At 65.7% G+C, this 16,425-nt stretch carries 15 protein-coding genes; 11 read left to right on the forward strand and 4 right to left on the reverse strand.

Going from position 1 to position 16,425, the window contains the following annotated elements:
* Positions 1–17 precede the first annotated feature (17 nt).
* On the forward strand, positions 18–2,117 hold the full coding sequence (gene metG / locus ACQ4MJ_RS15220; protein WP_431152090.1) for a methionine--tRNA ligase: 2,100 nt from the start codon (positions 18–20) through the stop codon (positions 2,115–2,117).
* A 116-nt stretch (positions 2,118–2,233) separates the two neighbouring features.
* On the opposite strand, the gene ACQ4MJ_RS15225 is transcribed toward metG, so the two are convergent.
* Both ACQ4MJ_RS15225 and ACQ4MJ_RS15230 read right to left on the reverse strand, forming a co-directional pair.
* Positions 2,234–4,414 (reverse strand): FG-GAP repeat protein, encoded by a 2,181-nt coding sequence (locus ACQ4MJ_RS15225; RefSeq protein WP_431152089.1) that lies wholly within the window; start codon positions 4,412–4,414, stop codon positions 2,234–2,236.
* A gap of 398 nt (positions 4,415–4,812) precedes the next feature.
* A complete protein-coding gene (locus ACQ4MJ_RS15230) occupies positions 4,813–5,463 on the reverse strand; it encodes a YitT family protein (RefSeq protein ID WP_055402863.1) in 651 nt (216 codons plus the stop codon).
* Positions 5,464–5,774: 311 nt separating this feature from the next.
* Here ACQ4MJ_RS15230 and ACQ4MJ_RS15235 point away from each other — a divergent pair, with 311 nt between their 5' ends.
* Positions 5,775–7,454 (forward strand): SulP family inorganic anion transporter, encoded by a 1,680-nt coding sequence (locus ACQ4MJ_RS15235; RefSeq protein WP_431152088.1) that lies wholly within the window; start codon positions 5,775–5,777, stop codon positions 7,452–7,454.
* Between the two features lie 26 nt (positions 7,455–7,480).
* Here ACQ4MJ_RS15235 and ACQ4MJ_RS15240 read toward each other — a convergent pair whose 3' ends face one another.
* A complete protein-coding gene (locus tag ACQ4MJ_RS15240) occupies positions 7,481–7,993 on the reverse strand; it encodes a hypothetical protein (protein WP_055402865.1) in 513 nt (170 codons plus the stop codon).
* A gap of 77 nt (positions 7,994–8,070) precedes the next feature.
* On the opposite strand from ACQ4MJ_RS15240, the gene ACQ4MJ_RS15245 reads away from it, so the two are divergent.
* The 9 genes from ACQ4MJ_RS15245 to bioF all read left to right on the forward strand — a co-directional run bounded on the left by ACQ4MJ_RS15245 (position 8,071) and on the right by bioF (position 15,600).
* Positions 8,071–8,277 (forward strand): DUF3460 family protein, encoded by a 207-nt coding sequence (locus tag ACQ4MJ_RS15245; protein ID WP_055402867.1) that lies wholly within the window; start codon positions 8,071–8,073, stop codon positions 8,275–8,277.
* Positions 8,278–8,341: 64 nt separating this feature from the next.
* A complete protein-coding gene (locus tag ACQ4MJ_RS15250) occupies positions 8,342–9,205 on the forward strand; it encodes a segregation and condensation protein A (protein WP_370641480.1) in 864 nt (287 codons plus the stop codon).
* 66 nt (positions 9,206–9,271) lie between these two features.
* Positions 9,272–10,861, forward strand: coding sequence for an L-aspartate oxidase (gene nadB, locus ACQ4MJ_RS15255; RefSeq protein ID WP_431152086.1), 1,590 nt, complete (start codon positions 9,272–9,274; stop codon positions 10,859–10,861).
* On the forward strand, positions 10,858–11,493 hold the full coding sequence (gene queE / locus ACQ4MJ_RS15260) for a 7-carboxy-7-deazaguanine synthase (protein WP_431152085.1): 636 nt from the start codon (positions 10,858–10,860) through the stop codon (positions 11,491–11,493). Before nadB ends, queE begins: the two co-directional genes overlap by 4 nt.
* A 25-nt stretch (positions 11,494–11,518) precedes the next feature.
* On the forward strand, positions 11,519–11,893 hold the full coding sequence (locus ACQ4MJ_RS15265; protein WP_121421047.1) for a 6-carboxytetrahydropterin synthase: 375 nt from the start codon (positions 11,519–11,521) through the stop codon (positions 11,891–11,893).
* A gap of 62 nt (positions 11,894–11,955) precedes the next feature.
* The gene (gene panD / locus ACQ4MJ_RS15270; protein ID WP_121421048.1) at positions 11,956–12,336 is read left to right on the forward strand and encodes an aspartate 1-decarboxylase; all 381 of its coding nucleotides are present in this window, start codon (positions 11,956–11,958) and stop codon (positions 12,334–12,336) included.
* Positions 12,337–12,338: 2 nt separating this feature from the next.
* Complete coding sequence (gene bioA / locus ACQ4MJ_RS15275) at positions 12,339–13,664, forward strand: adenosylmethionine--8-amino-7-oxononanoate transaminase (protein ID WP_228898589.1); 1,326 nt, start codon at positions 12,339–12,341, stop codon at positions 13,662–13,664.
* On the forward strand, positions 13,664–14,335 hold the full coding sequence (bioD, locus tag ACQ4MJ_RS15280) for a dethiobiotin synthase (protein WP_121507339.1): 672 nt from the start codon (positions 13,664–13,666) through the stop codon (positions 14,333–14,335). Before bioA ends, bioD begins: the two co-directional genes overlap by 1 nt.
* Positions 14,332–15,600, forward strand: a complete 1,269-nt coding sequence (gene bioF, locus ACQ4MJ_RS15285; RefSeq protein ID WP_431152084.1) for an 8-amino-7-oxononanoate synthase — start codon at positions 14,332–14,334, stop codon at positions 15,598–15,600. The genes bioD and bioF overlap by 4 nt, the downstream gene beginning before the upstream one ends.
* Before the next feature lie 65 nt (positions 15,601–15,665).
* Here the strand turns inward: bioF and ACQ4MJ_RS15290 are convergent, their stop codons facing one another.
* Complete coding sequence (locus tag ACQ4MJ_RS15290) at positions 15,666–16,424, reverse strand: carbonic anhydrase (protein WP_121507341.1); 759 nt, start codon at positions 16,422–16,424, stop codon at positions 15,666–15,668.
* Position 16,425: the final 1 nt, after the last annotated feature.

Below are 16,425 nucleotides of genomic sequence, written 5' to 3' on the forward strand. Positions count from 1 at the left end.
TGAGAAAGCCGCATCCCATGACGACCTCCGCCCGCAAACTCTTCGTTACCACCGCCCTGCCGTATGCCAACGGCAACTTCCACATCGGCCACATCATGGAATACATCCAGGCCGACATCTGGGTGCGGTACCAAAGGATGCAGGGCAACGCGGTCAACTTTGTGGGTGCGGACGACACCCACGGCGCGCCCATCATGATTGCGGCCGAAAAAGCGGGCAAAACGCCCCAGCAGTTCGTGGCCGACATCGCGGCCGGCCGCAAGCAGTACCTCGATGGCTTTCACATCAGCTTTGACAACTGGCACAGCACCGATGCGCCCGAAAACCACGAGCTGGCCCGCCAGATCTACCGCGACCTGCGCGACCGTGCCGACGGCAGCCTGATCGAAGTACGCACCATCGAGCAGTTCTTCGACCCCGAGAAGAACATGTTCCTGCCCGACCGGTACATCAAGGGCGAATGCCCCAAGTGCCACGCCAAGGACCAGTATGGCGACAACTGCGAAGTGTGCGGCACGGTGTACGCGCCCACCGACCTCATCAACCCCTTCTCAGCCCTGTCGGGTGCCAAGCCCGAGCTGAAGAATTCAGAGCACTTCTTCTTCAAGCTGTCGGACCCACGCTGCGTGGAGTTTCTGGAAAACTGGACGCAGGACGGCAAGCTGCAGCCCGAGGTGGCCAACAAGATCAAGGAGTGGTTCACCGTCCGCACCAACCCCGACGGCACCACCAGCGAAGGCCTGGGCGACTGGGACATCAGCCGCGACGCGCCCTACTTCGGCATCGAGATCCCCGACGCGCCCGGCAAATACTTCTACGTGTGGCTGGATGCCCCCGTGGGCTACCTCGCGTCACTCAAGAACCTGCTGGAAAAGCGCGGCGAGAGCTACGACGCCTACATGGCCGACCCGGTGATGGAGCAGTACCACTTCATCGGCAAGGACATCGTCACCTTCCACACCCTGTTCTGGCCCGCCATGCTGCACTTCAGCGGCCGCAAGACGCCCAACAACGTGTTTGTGCACGGCTTCTTGACCGTGAACAACGGCGAGAAGATGAGCAAGAGCCGGGGCACGGGCCTGGACCCGCTCAAGTACCTGAGCCTGAACATGAATGCCGAGTGGCTGCGCTACTACCTGGCGGCCAAGCTGAGCGCACGCAATGAGGACATCGACTTCAATGCCGAAGACTTCATGCTGCGTGTGAACAGCGATTTGATCGGCAAATACGTGAACATTGCCAGCCGGGCGGCGGGCTTCTTGACCAAGCGCTTTGACGGCAAGCTGACCGACCAATTTGGCACCACGGGCGCAGCCCTGCTGGCCGAGGTGCGCGGTGCCAGCGACGCCATCGCGCAGATGTACGAAACGCGGGAATACAGCAAGGCCACGCGCGAGATCATGCTGCTGGCCGACAAGGTCAACGCCTATGTGGACCAGAACAAGCCCTGGGATCTGGCCAAGGACGCTGCCAACAACGAGGCCCTGCACCAGGTGTGCTCGGTGCTCGTGAACGCCTTCGCCGCACTCACCCGCTACCTGGCCCCCGTGCTGCCGGGCCTGGCCCAAGCGGTGCAAGGCTTTGTGGGCGTGAACATGCAGCAGTGGAACGTGGCGGGGGACGTGCAGGCCATCCAGCCCTACCAGCACCTGATGCAGCGCGTCACCCCCGAACAGCTTGAAGCACTGTTTGAAGCCCCAGCGCAAGCAGAACAAGCGCCAGCAGCTACTGAAACCGTAGCAGCCAACTCCCATCCTGGTGGCGAAGAACTCGCCCCCACCATCACCATCGACGACTTCACCAAGATCGACCTGCGCATTGCGCTGATCGTGAACTGCGAGCCGGTCGAGGGCTCCACCAAGCTGCTGCGCCTGACGCTGGACGTGGGCGAAGGCCGTACGCGCAACGTGTTCAGCGGCATTGCCAGCGCTTACAAGCCCGAAGATCTGGTGGGCAAGCACACCGTGATGGTGGCCAACCTGGCGCCGCGCAAGATGAAGTTTGGCGTGAGCGAAGGCATGGTGCTGGCCGCCAGCCATGGCGACGAAAAGGCCAACCCCGGCATCTACGTGCTCAACCCCTGGCCCGGCGCCACGCCCGGCATGCGGGTGCGGTAAGGCGTGCAACGCTCATAGACAAAGCAACCGTCAAGGATGCCGAGGGGTGCTGAGCCCCTCGCCATCCGCCGACAGAGGAAGGGGCGGCATGTTGACTGCCGCCCTGAAGCAAGCTCTCAGTAAAGGTACACCGCGCCCGCGTTGGCGCTGCTTTCGTCCGACTGATTGCCCCCAATGCCAGTCGATCCACTGTCTTCAGTGGATGCCCCCACGGCCAGCGTAGTGCCGTCACCCGATATCGCCACACGTCCACCAAACCGGTCCCCAGCGCCCGTATTGGGTGCCTTCAGGTAGGCCTGTTGCGCCCAGGTGCCTGCGCTGCGGCGGAACACCAGCACAGCGCCCGCATCCGCAGCGGCGGTGTTGGCCTGGTCGCCATTGAATCCGCGCGCATTGCTGTCGTCGCGGTACGACGGCACGACCAGCGTGTTGCCATCGCTCGACATCGCCAGGTTGTTGCCAAACCGGTGGGGGGTGCGGGTGTTGGAGGCTTTCAAGTACGCCTGTGACTGCCAGACGCCACCTGCGCGAATGAACACAAACACCGCGCCAGAGTTGAGTGCAAGGGTGTTGCTGGGTGGCGGCACCACGAAGGTGCCTGTGTAGTTGCTGCTGTCTCCGTCCATGCCAACCGCCAGCGTGTTGCCGTCGCCTGACAGGATGACCGAGACGCCGAAGCGGTCCTGCGCCTTGGGATTCGGAGCCTTCAGATAGGCCTGCTGCGACCATGCCCCCGCATTGCGCTGGAACACGTAGGCCGCACCGGCATTGGCCAGGGTGTCGTCCGCAGGATCACTCGCCAAGGCGCTGCGCTCAAAGAACGCGCCCACCGCCAGGGTGTCGCCTGCGCCAGACAGGCTGAGGTAGATGCCGAAGAAATCTCCCGCGCCTGCGTTGGAGGCCTTGAGGTAACTTTGCTGTGCCCAGCTGGTGCCCGTGCGGGCAAAGACGTAGGCAGCCCCGGACGCAGCATAGGCTCCATTGCCGTGTGTTCCAGTCAGGTCACCATCCTCGTTGTAGGCCCCCACCGCCAGGGTGTTGCCGTCGTTCGAGAGGGCTACGAATGAACCGAAAAGATCGTCGGCATCCGCGTTGTTCGCCTTGATGAATGCCTGCTGCGACCAGACGGCGCCCGTGCGGGAATAGACATAGACGGCGCCTGAGTTGCTGGCCAGGTTGTTGGTGGCGGGCATGGTCGCAAACGTGCCCTTCTGGTCGCCGCTCTCGCCATCCGCGCCAATGGCCAGCGTGTTGCCGTCGGCCGACAGCGCCACGGCATTGCCAAAATAATCGTTGGCCTCGCCGTTGGGGGCCGCAATGCGCGCCTGCTGCGACCACGTGGCGCCGCTCTTCGTGAATACGTATACCGCCCCCGTGTTGCCACCCTCTCCATACGCCCCCACGGCCAGGGTGGTGCCGTTGCTGGACAAGGCCACGCGGTTGCCAAACCGGCCTTCGGCGGTGGTAGTCGATCCCTTGAAGTAGCCAATGGCACGCACCATGTCTGCCGCCATGGAGGCCGATGGGGCACTGCACCCGCCCGCGTTGCAGGCTTGCACGGTGTACGTCGCATTCACCCGAAGGTGCAGCAGCACCGGAACTGCGTAGGTCAGCCCGGTGGCCGCGGTCGACCCGATTTGCGCGGGTACCAGCGGGCCCGCGCCGTCCGGGTCTTCGTACACCGTGTAGCGGGTTGCGCCGGGCGTCGAGGTCCACGAAAAGACCAGTGCCTTCGTCCCATAGGCAATGCCCAGGCCACCCGGCGTGGGTGGAGCCGGTGGAGGGGGGGGAGCAGGAGGCGGAGGCGATGAGACGGTGCTGCAACGCACTCTCACTTGGGTCACGGGCGCCACGACAACCCCGGTGCCAGCCTCCACCGTGCAAACCTGATTCGCAGGCTGTACATGCACCGTCACGGCGTAAGAGCTGCCATGGGTCAGCGGTGAGGCAAACCCGAAAACGCCATTGGTGGCCACCAACAGATCCGCAGCGCCGTTGAGCCGCAACGTCACCACGCCCAGCAGGCCCGTGATCGATCCACCGACGGTGTAGGTATTGGTGGTGCATGTCACCAAGATGTTGGTAACCGGGCCTGCCACCACACCCGAACCGTTTTCCACAACACAGGTCTGCCCGGCGGGCTGGGTACGCACAACAATGTTGTAGGCCTGGCCCTGCAAAACGTTGGTGGCATAGCTGCCGTTCGCCGTGATGGTCAGCTCCGCCTCCGTGCCATTGGCCAGGACGAGCGTGCCCACCAGCCCCGTCACAGTGCCGCCCACAGCATGTTGCGCCACGGGCGGGGGCGGCGGGGGCGCAGCAGGGTCTTCGCCACCGCCGCAGGCCATCAAGACTCCGCTCGCAATCAAAAGAAGCAGCCTTGCCGCCCCACCAAGCCTCGCCCACAGTGCTTCAGCGCTGGCGGAAAAAGTTCGGTACATCAAGGGTTCTCCGGGCAAGTGAACGGGGTGGGCACTTCACCTATTCAGGAGGCGCGGGCGAGCCCGGCGCCCCTCGTGCGGGCGCAGGCGGGGTAGCACGAACTCTATGGTGGGTGGACGCGCAAACACACCCCCACTGAAGCAGGGTTGACGGGTGCAATGGAGTCGCGCAGGGGCGTTCGACGGGAGCTCAGACCCCTGAGGACTCGGTCACGATCGGAGACAGGCGGCCGTCGCGCTGGCGGCCCCGTCCCTCAATGCCCCACGTAGCGCCCTGGCCGGTGGCTGATCCACAAGAACCCGCTCATCACCAGCACGGCCAGCACCGAATACGCCACACGCTCGACCGGCACCACGAACAGCGCCAGCAGTACCACGGAGCCGTCGATCATCATCTGCACCTTGCCCGCCCGCATGCCATAGCGGCTTTGCAGATACAGCGACACCACCGTGGCACCGCCCAGGCTGGAGCGGTGGCGCGCCAGAAACAAACAGCCCGTGCCCAGCAGCAGCCCGCCCAGCAGCGAGGCGAACAGCGGGTTCAGGTAGTCCACATGCATCACGTGCGGAAACAGCTCGGTCAGCAGCGACAGCAGGCCCACGCAGACAAAGGTCTTGATGGTGAACTCGTGGCCCATGCGCGTCCAGGCAAACCAGTAGAACGGCAGGTTGACCACAAAAAACAGCTTGCCGAACGAAATGCCCGTGACGTAGTGCAGCAAAAACGCCACGCCCGCGGTGCCGCCCACCAGCAGGCCCGCCTGGTTGAAAAGCATGAGCGCCATGGCCACAAACAAGGTGCCCGCGAACAGGGCCTGCGCGTCTTCGAACAGGCCGTGGCGCAGCGATGGCGGGGGGGACATTTCGGGCGTCGGCATGGCAGGAGGGTGAACGGTGTCGGGCATGGGAGCAGGTGGGGATGCAGTGCACCACAACTAGCAAGCAACGCGCCAGTGCGCAGGGGCTGCTTTCCCTTGCCAGTCTTGGCAGATTTCAGGCATTTTTGTCATCCATCTCTTATACAGCAAGCGTCAATAGCTATCAAATCAGGAGCAAATTCGGTACGACACCGACATGGAGCTGAAGCTATCGAAGTTGCGGAGGCTCTGTTTGTGGCCCTGTTGTGGCGCTATTGCAGCGCCGGTGTGACGCCATCGGGCGGTTGGGACCGCCATCGGTTGCACTTCAAGAAGCGCTCACTACACTGGTTGCCTCCATGCCGTTTTCGCCCGCCTTTCGCCCCCGCCTGATCGACGCCCTGCGCGGCTACACCAAGAGCCGCTGGCTGGCCGACGTGGGTGCGGGGGTCACGGTGGGCATTGTGGCGCTGCCGCTGGCCATGGCGTTTGCGATTGCCAGTGGCCTCAAGCCCGAGGCGGGGCTGTGGACGGCCATCATTGCGGGCTTCCTCATCTCTGCCCTTGGGGGCGCCAACACGCAGATTGGTGGGCCGGCGGGCGCGTTCATCGTGATCGTCTACGGCATTGTGGAGCGCTATGGCGTGGCCAATCTGCTGATCTCTACCGCCTGCGCGGGCGTGATTCTGGTGCTGCTGGGGTTGTTTCGCCTGGGCACGCTGGTGCGGTTTGTGCCGGTCAGCATCGTGATCGGCTTTACCAACGGCATTGCGGTGCTGATTGCGCTGTCACAGGTGAAAGACTGGCTGGGCTTGTCGATTGACCGCATGCCGGGCAACTTCTTCTCGCAGGTGAGCACGCTGGCGCAGCACATCGGCACCTTCAACCCCTATGCGTTCGGGCTGGGGCTGGCGTGTGTGGCGCTACTGTTCCTCTGGCCACGGCTGTTCCTCAAGGGCTCGCCGGTGATCCGGCTCATGGAGGGGCACACGGTGCGCCGGTTTGCCCGGGTGCCCGCACCCGTGGTGGCGCTGGTGGCGCTGAGCCTGCTGGCCTGGGGGCTCAGGTTTCCGGTGGAGACCATCGGCTCGCGCTTTGGAGGCATTCCGCAGGCGCTGCCGGTGTTTGCGCTGCCCGATTTTTCGTGGGAGACGGTGCGGCTGCTGGTCACCCCCACACTCACCATCGCGTTGCTGGGTGCCATCGAGTCGCTGCTGTGCGCCCGCGTGGCCGACCAGCTGGCCACCGACCCGCACCACAAAAAACACGACCCCAACCAAGAGCTGATGGCCCAGGGCGCGGCCAACATGATCGTGCCGTTTTTTGGCGGCATGCCGGCCACCGGCACCATTGCGCGCACGGTGACCAATATCCGCGCGGGCGCCACGTCGCCGGTAGCGGGCATGGTGCATGCACTCACGCTGCTGGCGATCGTGCTGGTGGCTGCGCCGCTGGCGCTGCACATTCCGCTGGCGGTGCTGGCGGGCATCTTGCTGTTTGTGGCCTGGAACATGGGCGAGTGGCACGAGTTTGTGCGGCTCAAGCATTTCAGCAACCACTACCGGCTGCTGATGCTGGGCACGTTTTTCCTCACGGTGGTGTTCGACCTCACGGTGGCGGTGGAGGTGGGCCTGTTCATGGCCTGCGCGCTGTTTGTGCGGCGCATGAGCGGGTTGTTTCGCGCGGTGCGCGAGCCCGAACCCATTCCAACACCGCCGGGCGCTGCGCCGGGGCAGCGCACTGTGGCCCGCTGGCGCCTGCACGGCGCGCTGTTTTTTGGCGCAGCCGCCAAGATCGACCCCATCGTGCAGGCGGTGGAAACCGGCCTGCCCGGCATGGATGTGGTGCTGGACGCCTGCGAGCTGGTGGCGCTGGACACGACCGGGCTGGATGCGCTGGAGCAGATCCTGAAAGCCGTGGCAGCGCGCGGTGGGCGCATGTCGGTGGTGAACCTGCACGAGCAGCCACGCTCGCTGATCGAGCGATCGGGCTTTGCCGACCGGCTGGCCGCCCAGGGCGGCGCCAGCGTGGATGTGTAGTTGTCGGCAGGGCGCGGGGCAACCGTTTACTTGCCGCCCTTGAACTCCGGCGCGTCCAGGTCGGCCCCCGTCTGCGTGCGCAGCACCACGAGGTCAGCCCCATGGACCACCGTGAACACCTTGGCCTGGTTGGGCGCCTCCAGATAGCGCCAGTCCACCCACGTCTCTTTCTTCAGCTCGTAGGGCGTGGCCTTTGCGGGTTTGCCCAGCAGGCGGCGCACCTCATCCATGCGCATGCCAGGCACGACGCGCGCAAAGGTTTCGGGCGTGAGCACCTGGCGCAGCGCGATCATGCGGCCATCGGGGCCGATGGTGATCATGTAGTTGACCTGACCTGCGGGCTGGCGGTTGTATTCGAAGGTGCGGGCACCGCCCGGTTCTTCCCACACGTTCTCGGGGGCGCCAAAGCGGTCGCGCACGTCGGCTTCGGTCGATACGCCCTCTTTCAGCTCGCTGATGCGCTGGGGGTCGCAGGCGGTAAGAGCGATCAGGGAAAAAGCGGCAGCTGCCAGGGCAGCGGCGCGATATATCAAGCGCATAAATTCGTCCCGGTAAAATCTTGGACCTTTGGTGCGTCACTGTGCCTGATGCGTTCCAAGAAAGAGATTCACAGTCCATGTCTATTTTCCGCCGCCCCGATTACCAATCCGACGCCACCCAGTTCATCAACCAGCTCAAGGCCAGCCGCCCCGAACTGGAAAGCCAGCAGCTGGCAGGCCGTGCCCTGCTGTGGGACAAGAAGGTGGACCGCAGCATCTGGACCGAGTACCGCGAAGGCCAGGTCGAGCAAAAGCCGTACGTCTACCAGACCAACGCAGATTAAGCATCAAAATGGCCTCTAGCGCTTATTCAATAAGCTCTAGTAGCTCATTTTTTTATAGCAAACCATGACCACAGCGAACGAAGCCAACGTGGCCGATTCGCCGGATCTGTCCGCGCTGGACGCGGCAGGCATGCCCGTGGTGGTGGATCAGGTGGCGCTGGCACGCCTGTACGGCGAGCCGCTGTTTGCGCTGCCGCAAGACCTGTACATCCCGCCCGATGCGCTCGAAGTCTTCCTGGAAGCCTTCGAAGGCCCGCTCGATTTGCTGCTGTACCTGATCCGCAAGCAGAACTTCAACATCCTCGACATCCCCATGGTGGGGGTTACCAAGCAGTACCTGGCGTATGTGGACGAGATCCGCAGCCGCAACCTGGAGCTGGCAGCCGAGTACCTGCTGATGGCGGCGATGCTCATCGAGATCAAGTCGCGCATGCTGCTGCCGCCCAAGAAGCAGGAAGGCGGCGAGGAGCCCGAAGACCCCCGCGCCGAGCTGGTGCGCCGCCTGCTCGAATACGAGCAAATGAAGATGGCGGCCATGCGCCTGTCGCACATGCCGCAGTACGGCCGCGACTTCCTGAAGGCCCAGGTCTACATCGAACAAAGCCTGCAGCCGCGCTTTCCAGACGTGCACGTGGTGGAGCTGCAGGACGCCTGGCGCGACATCCTCAAACGCGCCAAGCTTGTGCAGCACCACAAGATCACGCGCGAGGAACTCTCGGTGCGCGAATACATGAGCATGGTGCTCAAAACGCTGCAGGGCCGCCGCTTTGTGGAGTTTGAAGAACTCTTCGAGCCCGAAAAAGGCAGCACCGTGCTGGTGGTGACCTTCATCGCCCTGCTGGAGCTGGCCAAAGAGACGCTGATCGAGATCACGCAGGCCGAGGCTTTTGCCCCCATTTACGTGCGCCTCGCTTACACGCCGGTCTAGGCTGGCTCCCCTGTTCACCGCCCTGGCCGGTGGCCGTGGCGTTACCCCTTTCTTCACCCGCAAGCCATGGCATCCCACGACTTCGACGTTCTCATCGTAGGCAGCGGCCTCGCTGGCCTCTCGGCTGCCTTGCACCTGGCGCCCACCCACCGCGTGGCCGTCATCACCAAGCGCACGCTGCAAGATGGATCGAGCGGCTGGGCCCAGGGCGGCATTGCCGCCGTGCTGGCTGACGACGACAGCTTTGCCGCCCACATTGAAGACACGCTGGTCGCCGGCGCAGGCCTGTGCGACCTGGCCACCACGCGCTTTGTGGTGGAGAACGCCCCCGCCTCGATTGCCTGGCTGCGCAAGCTGGGTGTGCCCTTCACGCTCGAAGGCGACCAGCTGCACCTGACGCGCGAAGGCGGCCACAGCGCGCGCCGCATTGCCCATGTGACCGATGCCACCGGCGCGGCCGTGCAGCGCACACTGATCGACGTGGTGCGCGCCACCCCCGGCATCACGCTGTTTGAGCAGCACACGCTGGTGGACCTGATCACCACGCGCAAGCTGGGCTTGCCCGGCAACCGTTGCCTGGGTCTGTACGCGCTCGACAGCGACACCGACGAGGTCGTCACCTTCCGCGCACCACAAACCATCCTGGCCACGGGCGGTGCGGGCAAGGTGTACCTGTACACCACCAACCCCGACACCGCCACGGGCGACGGCATTGCCGCCGCCTGGCGCGCGGGCTGCCGCGTGGCGAACATGGAGTTCATCCAGTTCCACCCCACAGGCCTTTACCACCCGCACGAAAAATCCTTCCTCATCAGCGAGGCCGTGCGTGGCGAGGGCGGCAAATTGCTGCTGCCCCCATCGGCGGGTGGCACGCGCTTCATGCTCGACCACGACCCGCGCGCCGAACTGGCCCCGCGCGACGTGGTGGCCCGGGCCATCGACTTCGAGATGAAAAAACACGGCCTGGACTGCGTGCACCTGGACATCTCGCACCAGAGCCCCGCGTTTTTGCAGGAGCACTTTCCCAACATCCTCGCGCACTGCGCGTCGCTGGGCATCGACATCACCAAGGAGCCCATCCCCGTGGTGCCTACGGCCCACTTCACCTGCGGCGGCGTGCTGACCGACCTGGCGGGCCGCACCGACCTGCCCGGCCTGTTTGCCGTGGGTGAGGTGGCCTGCACCGGCCTGCATGGCGCCAACCGGCTGGCCAGCAACTCGCTGCTCGAATGCATGGTGTTCGCCCGCGCCGCCGCGCAGGCCATCGCTGCAGCCCCGACCACAGAACTGCCCACCGTGCCCGCCTGGGACGACAGCCGCGTGACCGATGCGGATGAATCCGTCGTCATCTCCCACAACTGGGACGAGCTGCGCCGCTTCATGTGGGACTACGTGGGCATCGTGCGCACCAACAAGCGGCTGGAGCGCGCCGCGCACCGTATTGCGATGCTGCAGGGCGAGATCCAGGAGTTCTACGCCCACTTCCATGTCACACGCGACCTGCTGGAGCTGCGCAACCTGGTGCAGGTGGCCGACCTGATCGTGAAAAGCGCCCAGCTGCGCCGCGAAAGCCGGGGCCTGCACTACAGCCGCGACTATCCCGACATGGCGGCCCCCGCTGCCCCCACCCTCTTAGTCCCTCCGGTGCCCCGATGACCTACAGCGTCAAAGAAATTTTCTACACCCTGCAAGGCGAAGGCGGCCAAGCGGGCACCCCGGCCGTGTTCTGCCGCTTTGCAGGCTGCAACCTCTGGACGGGCCGCGAGCAGGACCGCGCGCAGGCCATCTGCCAGTTCTGCGACACCGACTTTGTGGGCACCGACGGCACGCTGGGCGGCAAGTTCGAAACGGCCACGGCACTGGCGGAATTGATCGCCGCCCAATGGCCTGCAGACGCGGGCCACCGCCTGGTGGTGCTGACCGGCGGCGAGCCCCTCCTGCAGGTCGATACGGCGCTCATCGACGCACTGCACGCGCAGCAATTCCGCATCGCTGTGGAAAGCAATGGCACCGTGGCCGCGCCCGAGGGCATCGACTGGTTGTGCATCAGCCCCAAGGCGGGTGCCCCGTGGGTACAACGCAGCGGGCAGGAACTGAAGCTCGTGTGGCCCCAGCCGGGGTTTGACCTGCAGGCGCTGGAGCAGGACACGCAGTTCACCCACCGCTTTCTGCAGCCCATGGACGGCCTGCTGCAGCGCCAGAACACTGCCGCCTGCATTGACGCCTGCCTGGCCCACCCCGCATGGCGATTGAGCCTGCAAACCCACAAGCTCACCGACATCCGGTGAGCAGCTTTCTTTTTTTGGTTCCCGTATGTTGTTCACCATCTCCCAGCGCTTCTTCTTCGACGCCGCCCACACCCTGCGCCGCGAAATCGAGGCCGAAGGCAGCCGCCGCGTGCACGGCCACACCTACCACGCCGAGGTCTTTTTGAGCGGCCCACGCGACCCCGCCACCGGCATGGTGCTGGACCTGGGCCTGCTGCGCAGGGGCCTGGAGGTGGTGCGCGAGCAGCTGGACCACCACATGCTGGACGACGTGCCCGGCCTGGGCACGCCGACGCTGGAGAACCTGTGCGTTTTCATCGCCCAGGCGCTGCCCGCCGACCTGCGCGCCAGCGTGAGTCGCGTGCGCGTGTGGCGCGAAGCGCTGGGCGACAGCTGCATGCTGGACTTTCCGCAGCCCTGACCGACCACGGCCCTGCCGCCGGCAGGCCCTCCCCCATTCACAGACTTCATTGAAGGAAGCCGATGTTCCGCACTCTGCTCAAATCCAAGATCCACCGCGTGGCCGTGACCCAGTGCGAGCTGCACTACGAAGGCTCCTGCGCCATCGACGAAGACCTGCTCGATGCGGCCAACATCGCCGAGAACGAGCAGATCCACATCTGGAACATCAACAACGGCGAGCGTTTCGTCACCTACGCCATCAAGGGCCAGCGCGGCAGCGGCATGATCTCGGTGAACGGATCGGCCGCACGCCGCGCATCCGCAGGCGACCTCATCATCATTGCCGCCTTCGCCCAGGTGCATGAAGACCAGGTGGCCACGCACCAGCCCCAGTTGGTGTTTGTGGACGAGCACAACCGCCAGACCGAACTGCGCCACGCCGTGCCCACCCAGGCCCTGTAAGCATGCAGCCACAACACGACGGGCTGGTGGCCCGCAGCTTGGCCGCCGTCTGGCACCCCTGCACGCAGATGAAGCGGCACGAGGCCCAGCCGCCCGTGGCCATTGCGCGCGCCCAGGGCCCGTGGCTCTATGGCACCGACGGCCAGCGTTACCTGGACGGCATCAGCTCCTGGTGGGTCAACCTGTTCGGCCACAGCCACCCACACATCCAGGCCGCGCTGGTGGACCAGCTGGGCCAGCTCGACCACGTGATGCTGGCGGGCTTCACCCATGCGCCGGTGGTGGAGCTGTCCGAGCGCCTGGCCACCCTCACTGGCCTGGGCCATGCGTTCTACGGCAGCGACGGCGCCGCTGCCACCGAGATTGCACTCAAGATGAGCGCGCACTACTGGCGCAACACCGGGCGCCCCGCCAAGAGCCGCTTCGTAGGCCTGGCCGGTGGCTACCACGGCGAAACCGTGGGCGCGCTGGCCGTGACCGACATCGCGATCTTCCGCGAGGCCTATGCCCCGCTGGTGCGCCTGGCCGACACCGTGCCCAGCCCCGATGCGCGCAGCGCAGCCCCTGGCGAAACCGCACAGGACGTGGCCCGGCGCGCCGCCGCCGCGCTGGAGACCTGGCTGCAGGACCACCACACCACCACCGCCGCCTTCATCGTCGAACCGCTGGTGCAATGTGCTGCTGGCATGGCGATGCACGACCCCGAGTACCTGCGCCTGGCGCGCGCGCTGTGCGACCGCTACGAGGTGCACCTGGTGGTGGACGAGATCGCCGTGGGCTTTGGCCGCACGGGCACGATGTTCGCGCACCAGCAGGCGGGCATCCGGCCGGATTTCATTTGTCTGTCCAAGGGACTGACTGGCGGCACGCTGCCGCTGTCGGCCGTGCTGACCACGGATGTGGTGTACGCCGCGTTCTACGACGACGATGTGGCGCGCGGCTTTCTGCATTCGCACTCGTACACCGGCAACCCCCTGGCCTGCCGCGCGGCGCTGGCCACGCTGGAGTTGTTTGAACAGCTGGATGCGCTGAATGCCAACAAGGCACTGGTGCAACGCATCGATGCGGCGTGCGCACCCTTGGCACAGCATCCACGTGTGCGCCATGCGCGCCGCCTCGGAATGATCTGGGCCTGGGATGTGGACACCACGCTGCCCGACTTTTCCCGCCGCTACCACCAGCACGCCATGGCGCGGGGGCTGGTGCTGCGTCCCATCGGCAAGACGCTGTATGCCATGCCGCCCTACGTGCTCGACGACGAAGCCGTGCAATGCCTGGCCAGCGGCGCGCTCGCTGCGCTGAACGCCACGCTGCAAGAGGAGAATTGATGATTGGATGTTTTGTCACCGGCACCGACACCGGCGTCGGCAAGACGCTGGTGTCCACCGGCCTGTTGCACGCCCTGGCGCCGCACCACCGCCGTGTGGTCGGCATGAAGCCCGTGGCGGCCGGTGTGGTGCCCTGGGGCGAGGACTGGGCCAGCGAGGACGCGATCGCGCTGCGCTCGGCCTCCACCCTGGCCGTCGCACCCGAGCTGGACAACCCCGTGCTGCTGCTCGACCCGTTGTCGCCCCACATTGCGGCCGAACGTGCCGGGGTGCAGATTGATATCGCGGCCATCGTGCGCAGCTACCAGGCGCTGGCCGCCCAGGCGGATGCCGTGGTGGTGGAGGGCGCGGGCGGTTTTCATGTGCCGCTGACCGACACCCAGACCGGTGCCGACCTGGCCCAGGCCCTGGCCCTGCCCGTGGTGCTGGTGGTGGGTTTACGGCTGGGCTGCCTCAGCCATGCGTTGCTGACTGCCGAGGCCATCCGGGCGCGTGGCCTCGTGCTGGTGGGTTGGGTGGCCAACCGTGTGGACCCCGAGATGGAGGCGGCTGACGAGAACATCGCCTACCTGCGTGCGCGCCTGGGCGTGCCGCTGCTGGCCGAGGTGCCGTACCAGGACCTTCCCGATGCGCGCAGCCTGGTGTTTGAACTGCCCGGGGAATGGCTATGACGCAGGAATCCCACCCCACCTCCTGGCTCGACGAGATCCCGGGGCGCCTGGCCGACATCGAGCGCGCCCACCTGCTGCGCCGCCGCCGCGTGGTGCAACCCGCGGGCGGTGCCCACCTGCTGGTGGACGGCCAGCCCATGCTGGCCTTTTGCAGCAACGACTACCTGGGCCTGGCCGGCCACCCTGCGCTGGCCGAGGCCGCTCGCGACGCCACGCACACCTTTGGCGTGGGCTCGGGCGGATCACCCCTGGTCAGCGGCCACAGCGCCGCGAACGATGCGCTGGAGCGCGACCTGGCCGCCTTTGTGCAGCTGCCCCGTGCACTGTACTTCTACGCGGGCTACGCCACCAACACCGGCATCATCCCCGCGCTGGTGGGCGATGGCGATGCGATCTTCTCCGACGCGCTCAACCACGCCTGCCTGATCGATGGCGCGCGCCTGTCGCGCGCCACCATCCATCGTTACCCGCATGCCGACCTCGCAGCCCTGGAGGCTGCGCTAGCCGCCAGCCCTGCACGGCGCAAGCTGGTGGTCAGCGATGCGGTGTTCAGCATGGATGGCGACCTGATCGACATCCCCGCCCTGCTGGCGCTGTGCGAGCGCTACGACGCGCTGCTGCTGCTGGACGACGCCCATGGTTTTGGCGTGCTCGGCCCCCAAGGGCGCGGTAGCCTGGCGCAAGCGGGCCTGACGGGCACCACCGCCTCGCGCCGCGTGCTCTACATGGCCACGCTGGGCAAGGCGGCGGGCGTGGCGGGCGCCTTTGTGGCGGGCGATGCTGCACTCATTGAATGGCTGCTGCAAAAGACCCGCACCTACATCTTTGCCACGGCCGCACCGCCCCTGCTGGCAAGCGCATTGCGCAAAAGCCTGGAGCTGATCGCCACTGCGGACGACCTGCGAGAGGGGCTTTGCAAGCGCATTGCGCAACTGCGCGAAGGCCTGGCCGCGCTGCCCCCGGAACTGGGCTGGCACCTGCTGCCATCCCACACGGCGGTGCAGGCGCTCGTCATCGGCAGCAACGAAGCGGCCCTGGCCGCGATGGAAAGCCTGCGCCAGCGGGGCCTGTGGGTGCCCGCCATCCGCCCGCCCACGGTGCCCGTGGGTACGGCCCGGTTGCGCATTGCGCTGTCTGCCGCGCACACGGCGGCGGATGTGGATGCGTTGCTGGCAGCGCTGGCGGCACATGCCGCCGACTGCGTGGTGGCTCTTCACCAAAAAACCGAAGACACCAGCGTGGCGCCTGCGGCCGCTACAGCCTGACTATGGCCTGAACATCGACCTGCGACTCAGCCGCCCCCTGGAACCCGCGGACCGGCTGGTCACAGTCAGGTGCTTTCTTTCACGATGCGGCCATTGAGCGGCTGCACTGGGCGCGCGTTGGCGTTATAGAGCTGGCGGAACGCCTTGATCTGCTGGGCACCCAGTTTCACGGGTTCCTTGAGCACCATCCACTGCACGCCTTCGGAACAGGGCGGCGTGGTCAACGACCCTGCAAAGCTGTAGTAACCCTTCTTGGCGGGCAACAGGGTGCTGGCGTCCAGCGTGAGCCCGTCCACCGTCAGCTGCTCACCCACACGCGGCAGGTGCGCAAAGATGGGGGCCCAGGCCGCATTCGTCTTGCCCGGCTGGATCAGCACCGCCACCACGCCCAGTCCTCCGTCCGCAGCCTTGTGCACAAAGTGGGCCACCATGGCCGCGTGCTTGCCGCCAATGGCCTCTTCGCTGGGGGTGTGGAAGTGGAACTGCAGCAGCTCCATCGCCTTGCCGTCCACCACCAGCTTGCTGCCCGCAGGCATGTTCACCTGCACCGTGTGCCCGTTGTTGACCAGCGTGGGGGCACCTGCCGTGTACTGGAAATCCAGCGCAGGCAGCGCCTCTTTCACGGTATTGCGAATGTCGATGGGGCTTTGCGCCGCACCACGTGCACAGGCCTCAAAACCAGGCTCCAGCGCGCCCCAGTGGGCGGCGCCGTGTTTGCCCTTGTATTCCCAGTGCGGGTGGGCGCCCTCGGCGCTGGCCCAGGTGGCGGCGCACAGCAGGAGGGCAAACAATGTGGTTTTTTGGATCAAGAAGGGGGGTGTCATG

The organism is Acidovorax facilis (genome assembly GCF_050626955.1).
Taxonomy (GTDB): domain Bacteria; phylum Pseudomonadota; class Gammaproteobacteria; order Burkholderiales; family Burkholderiaceae_C; genus Acidovorax; species Acidovorax facilis.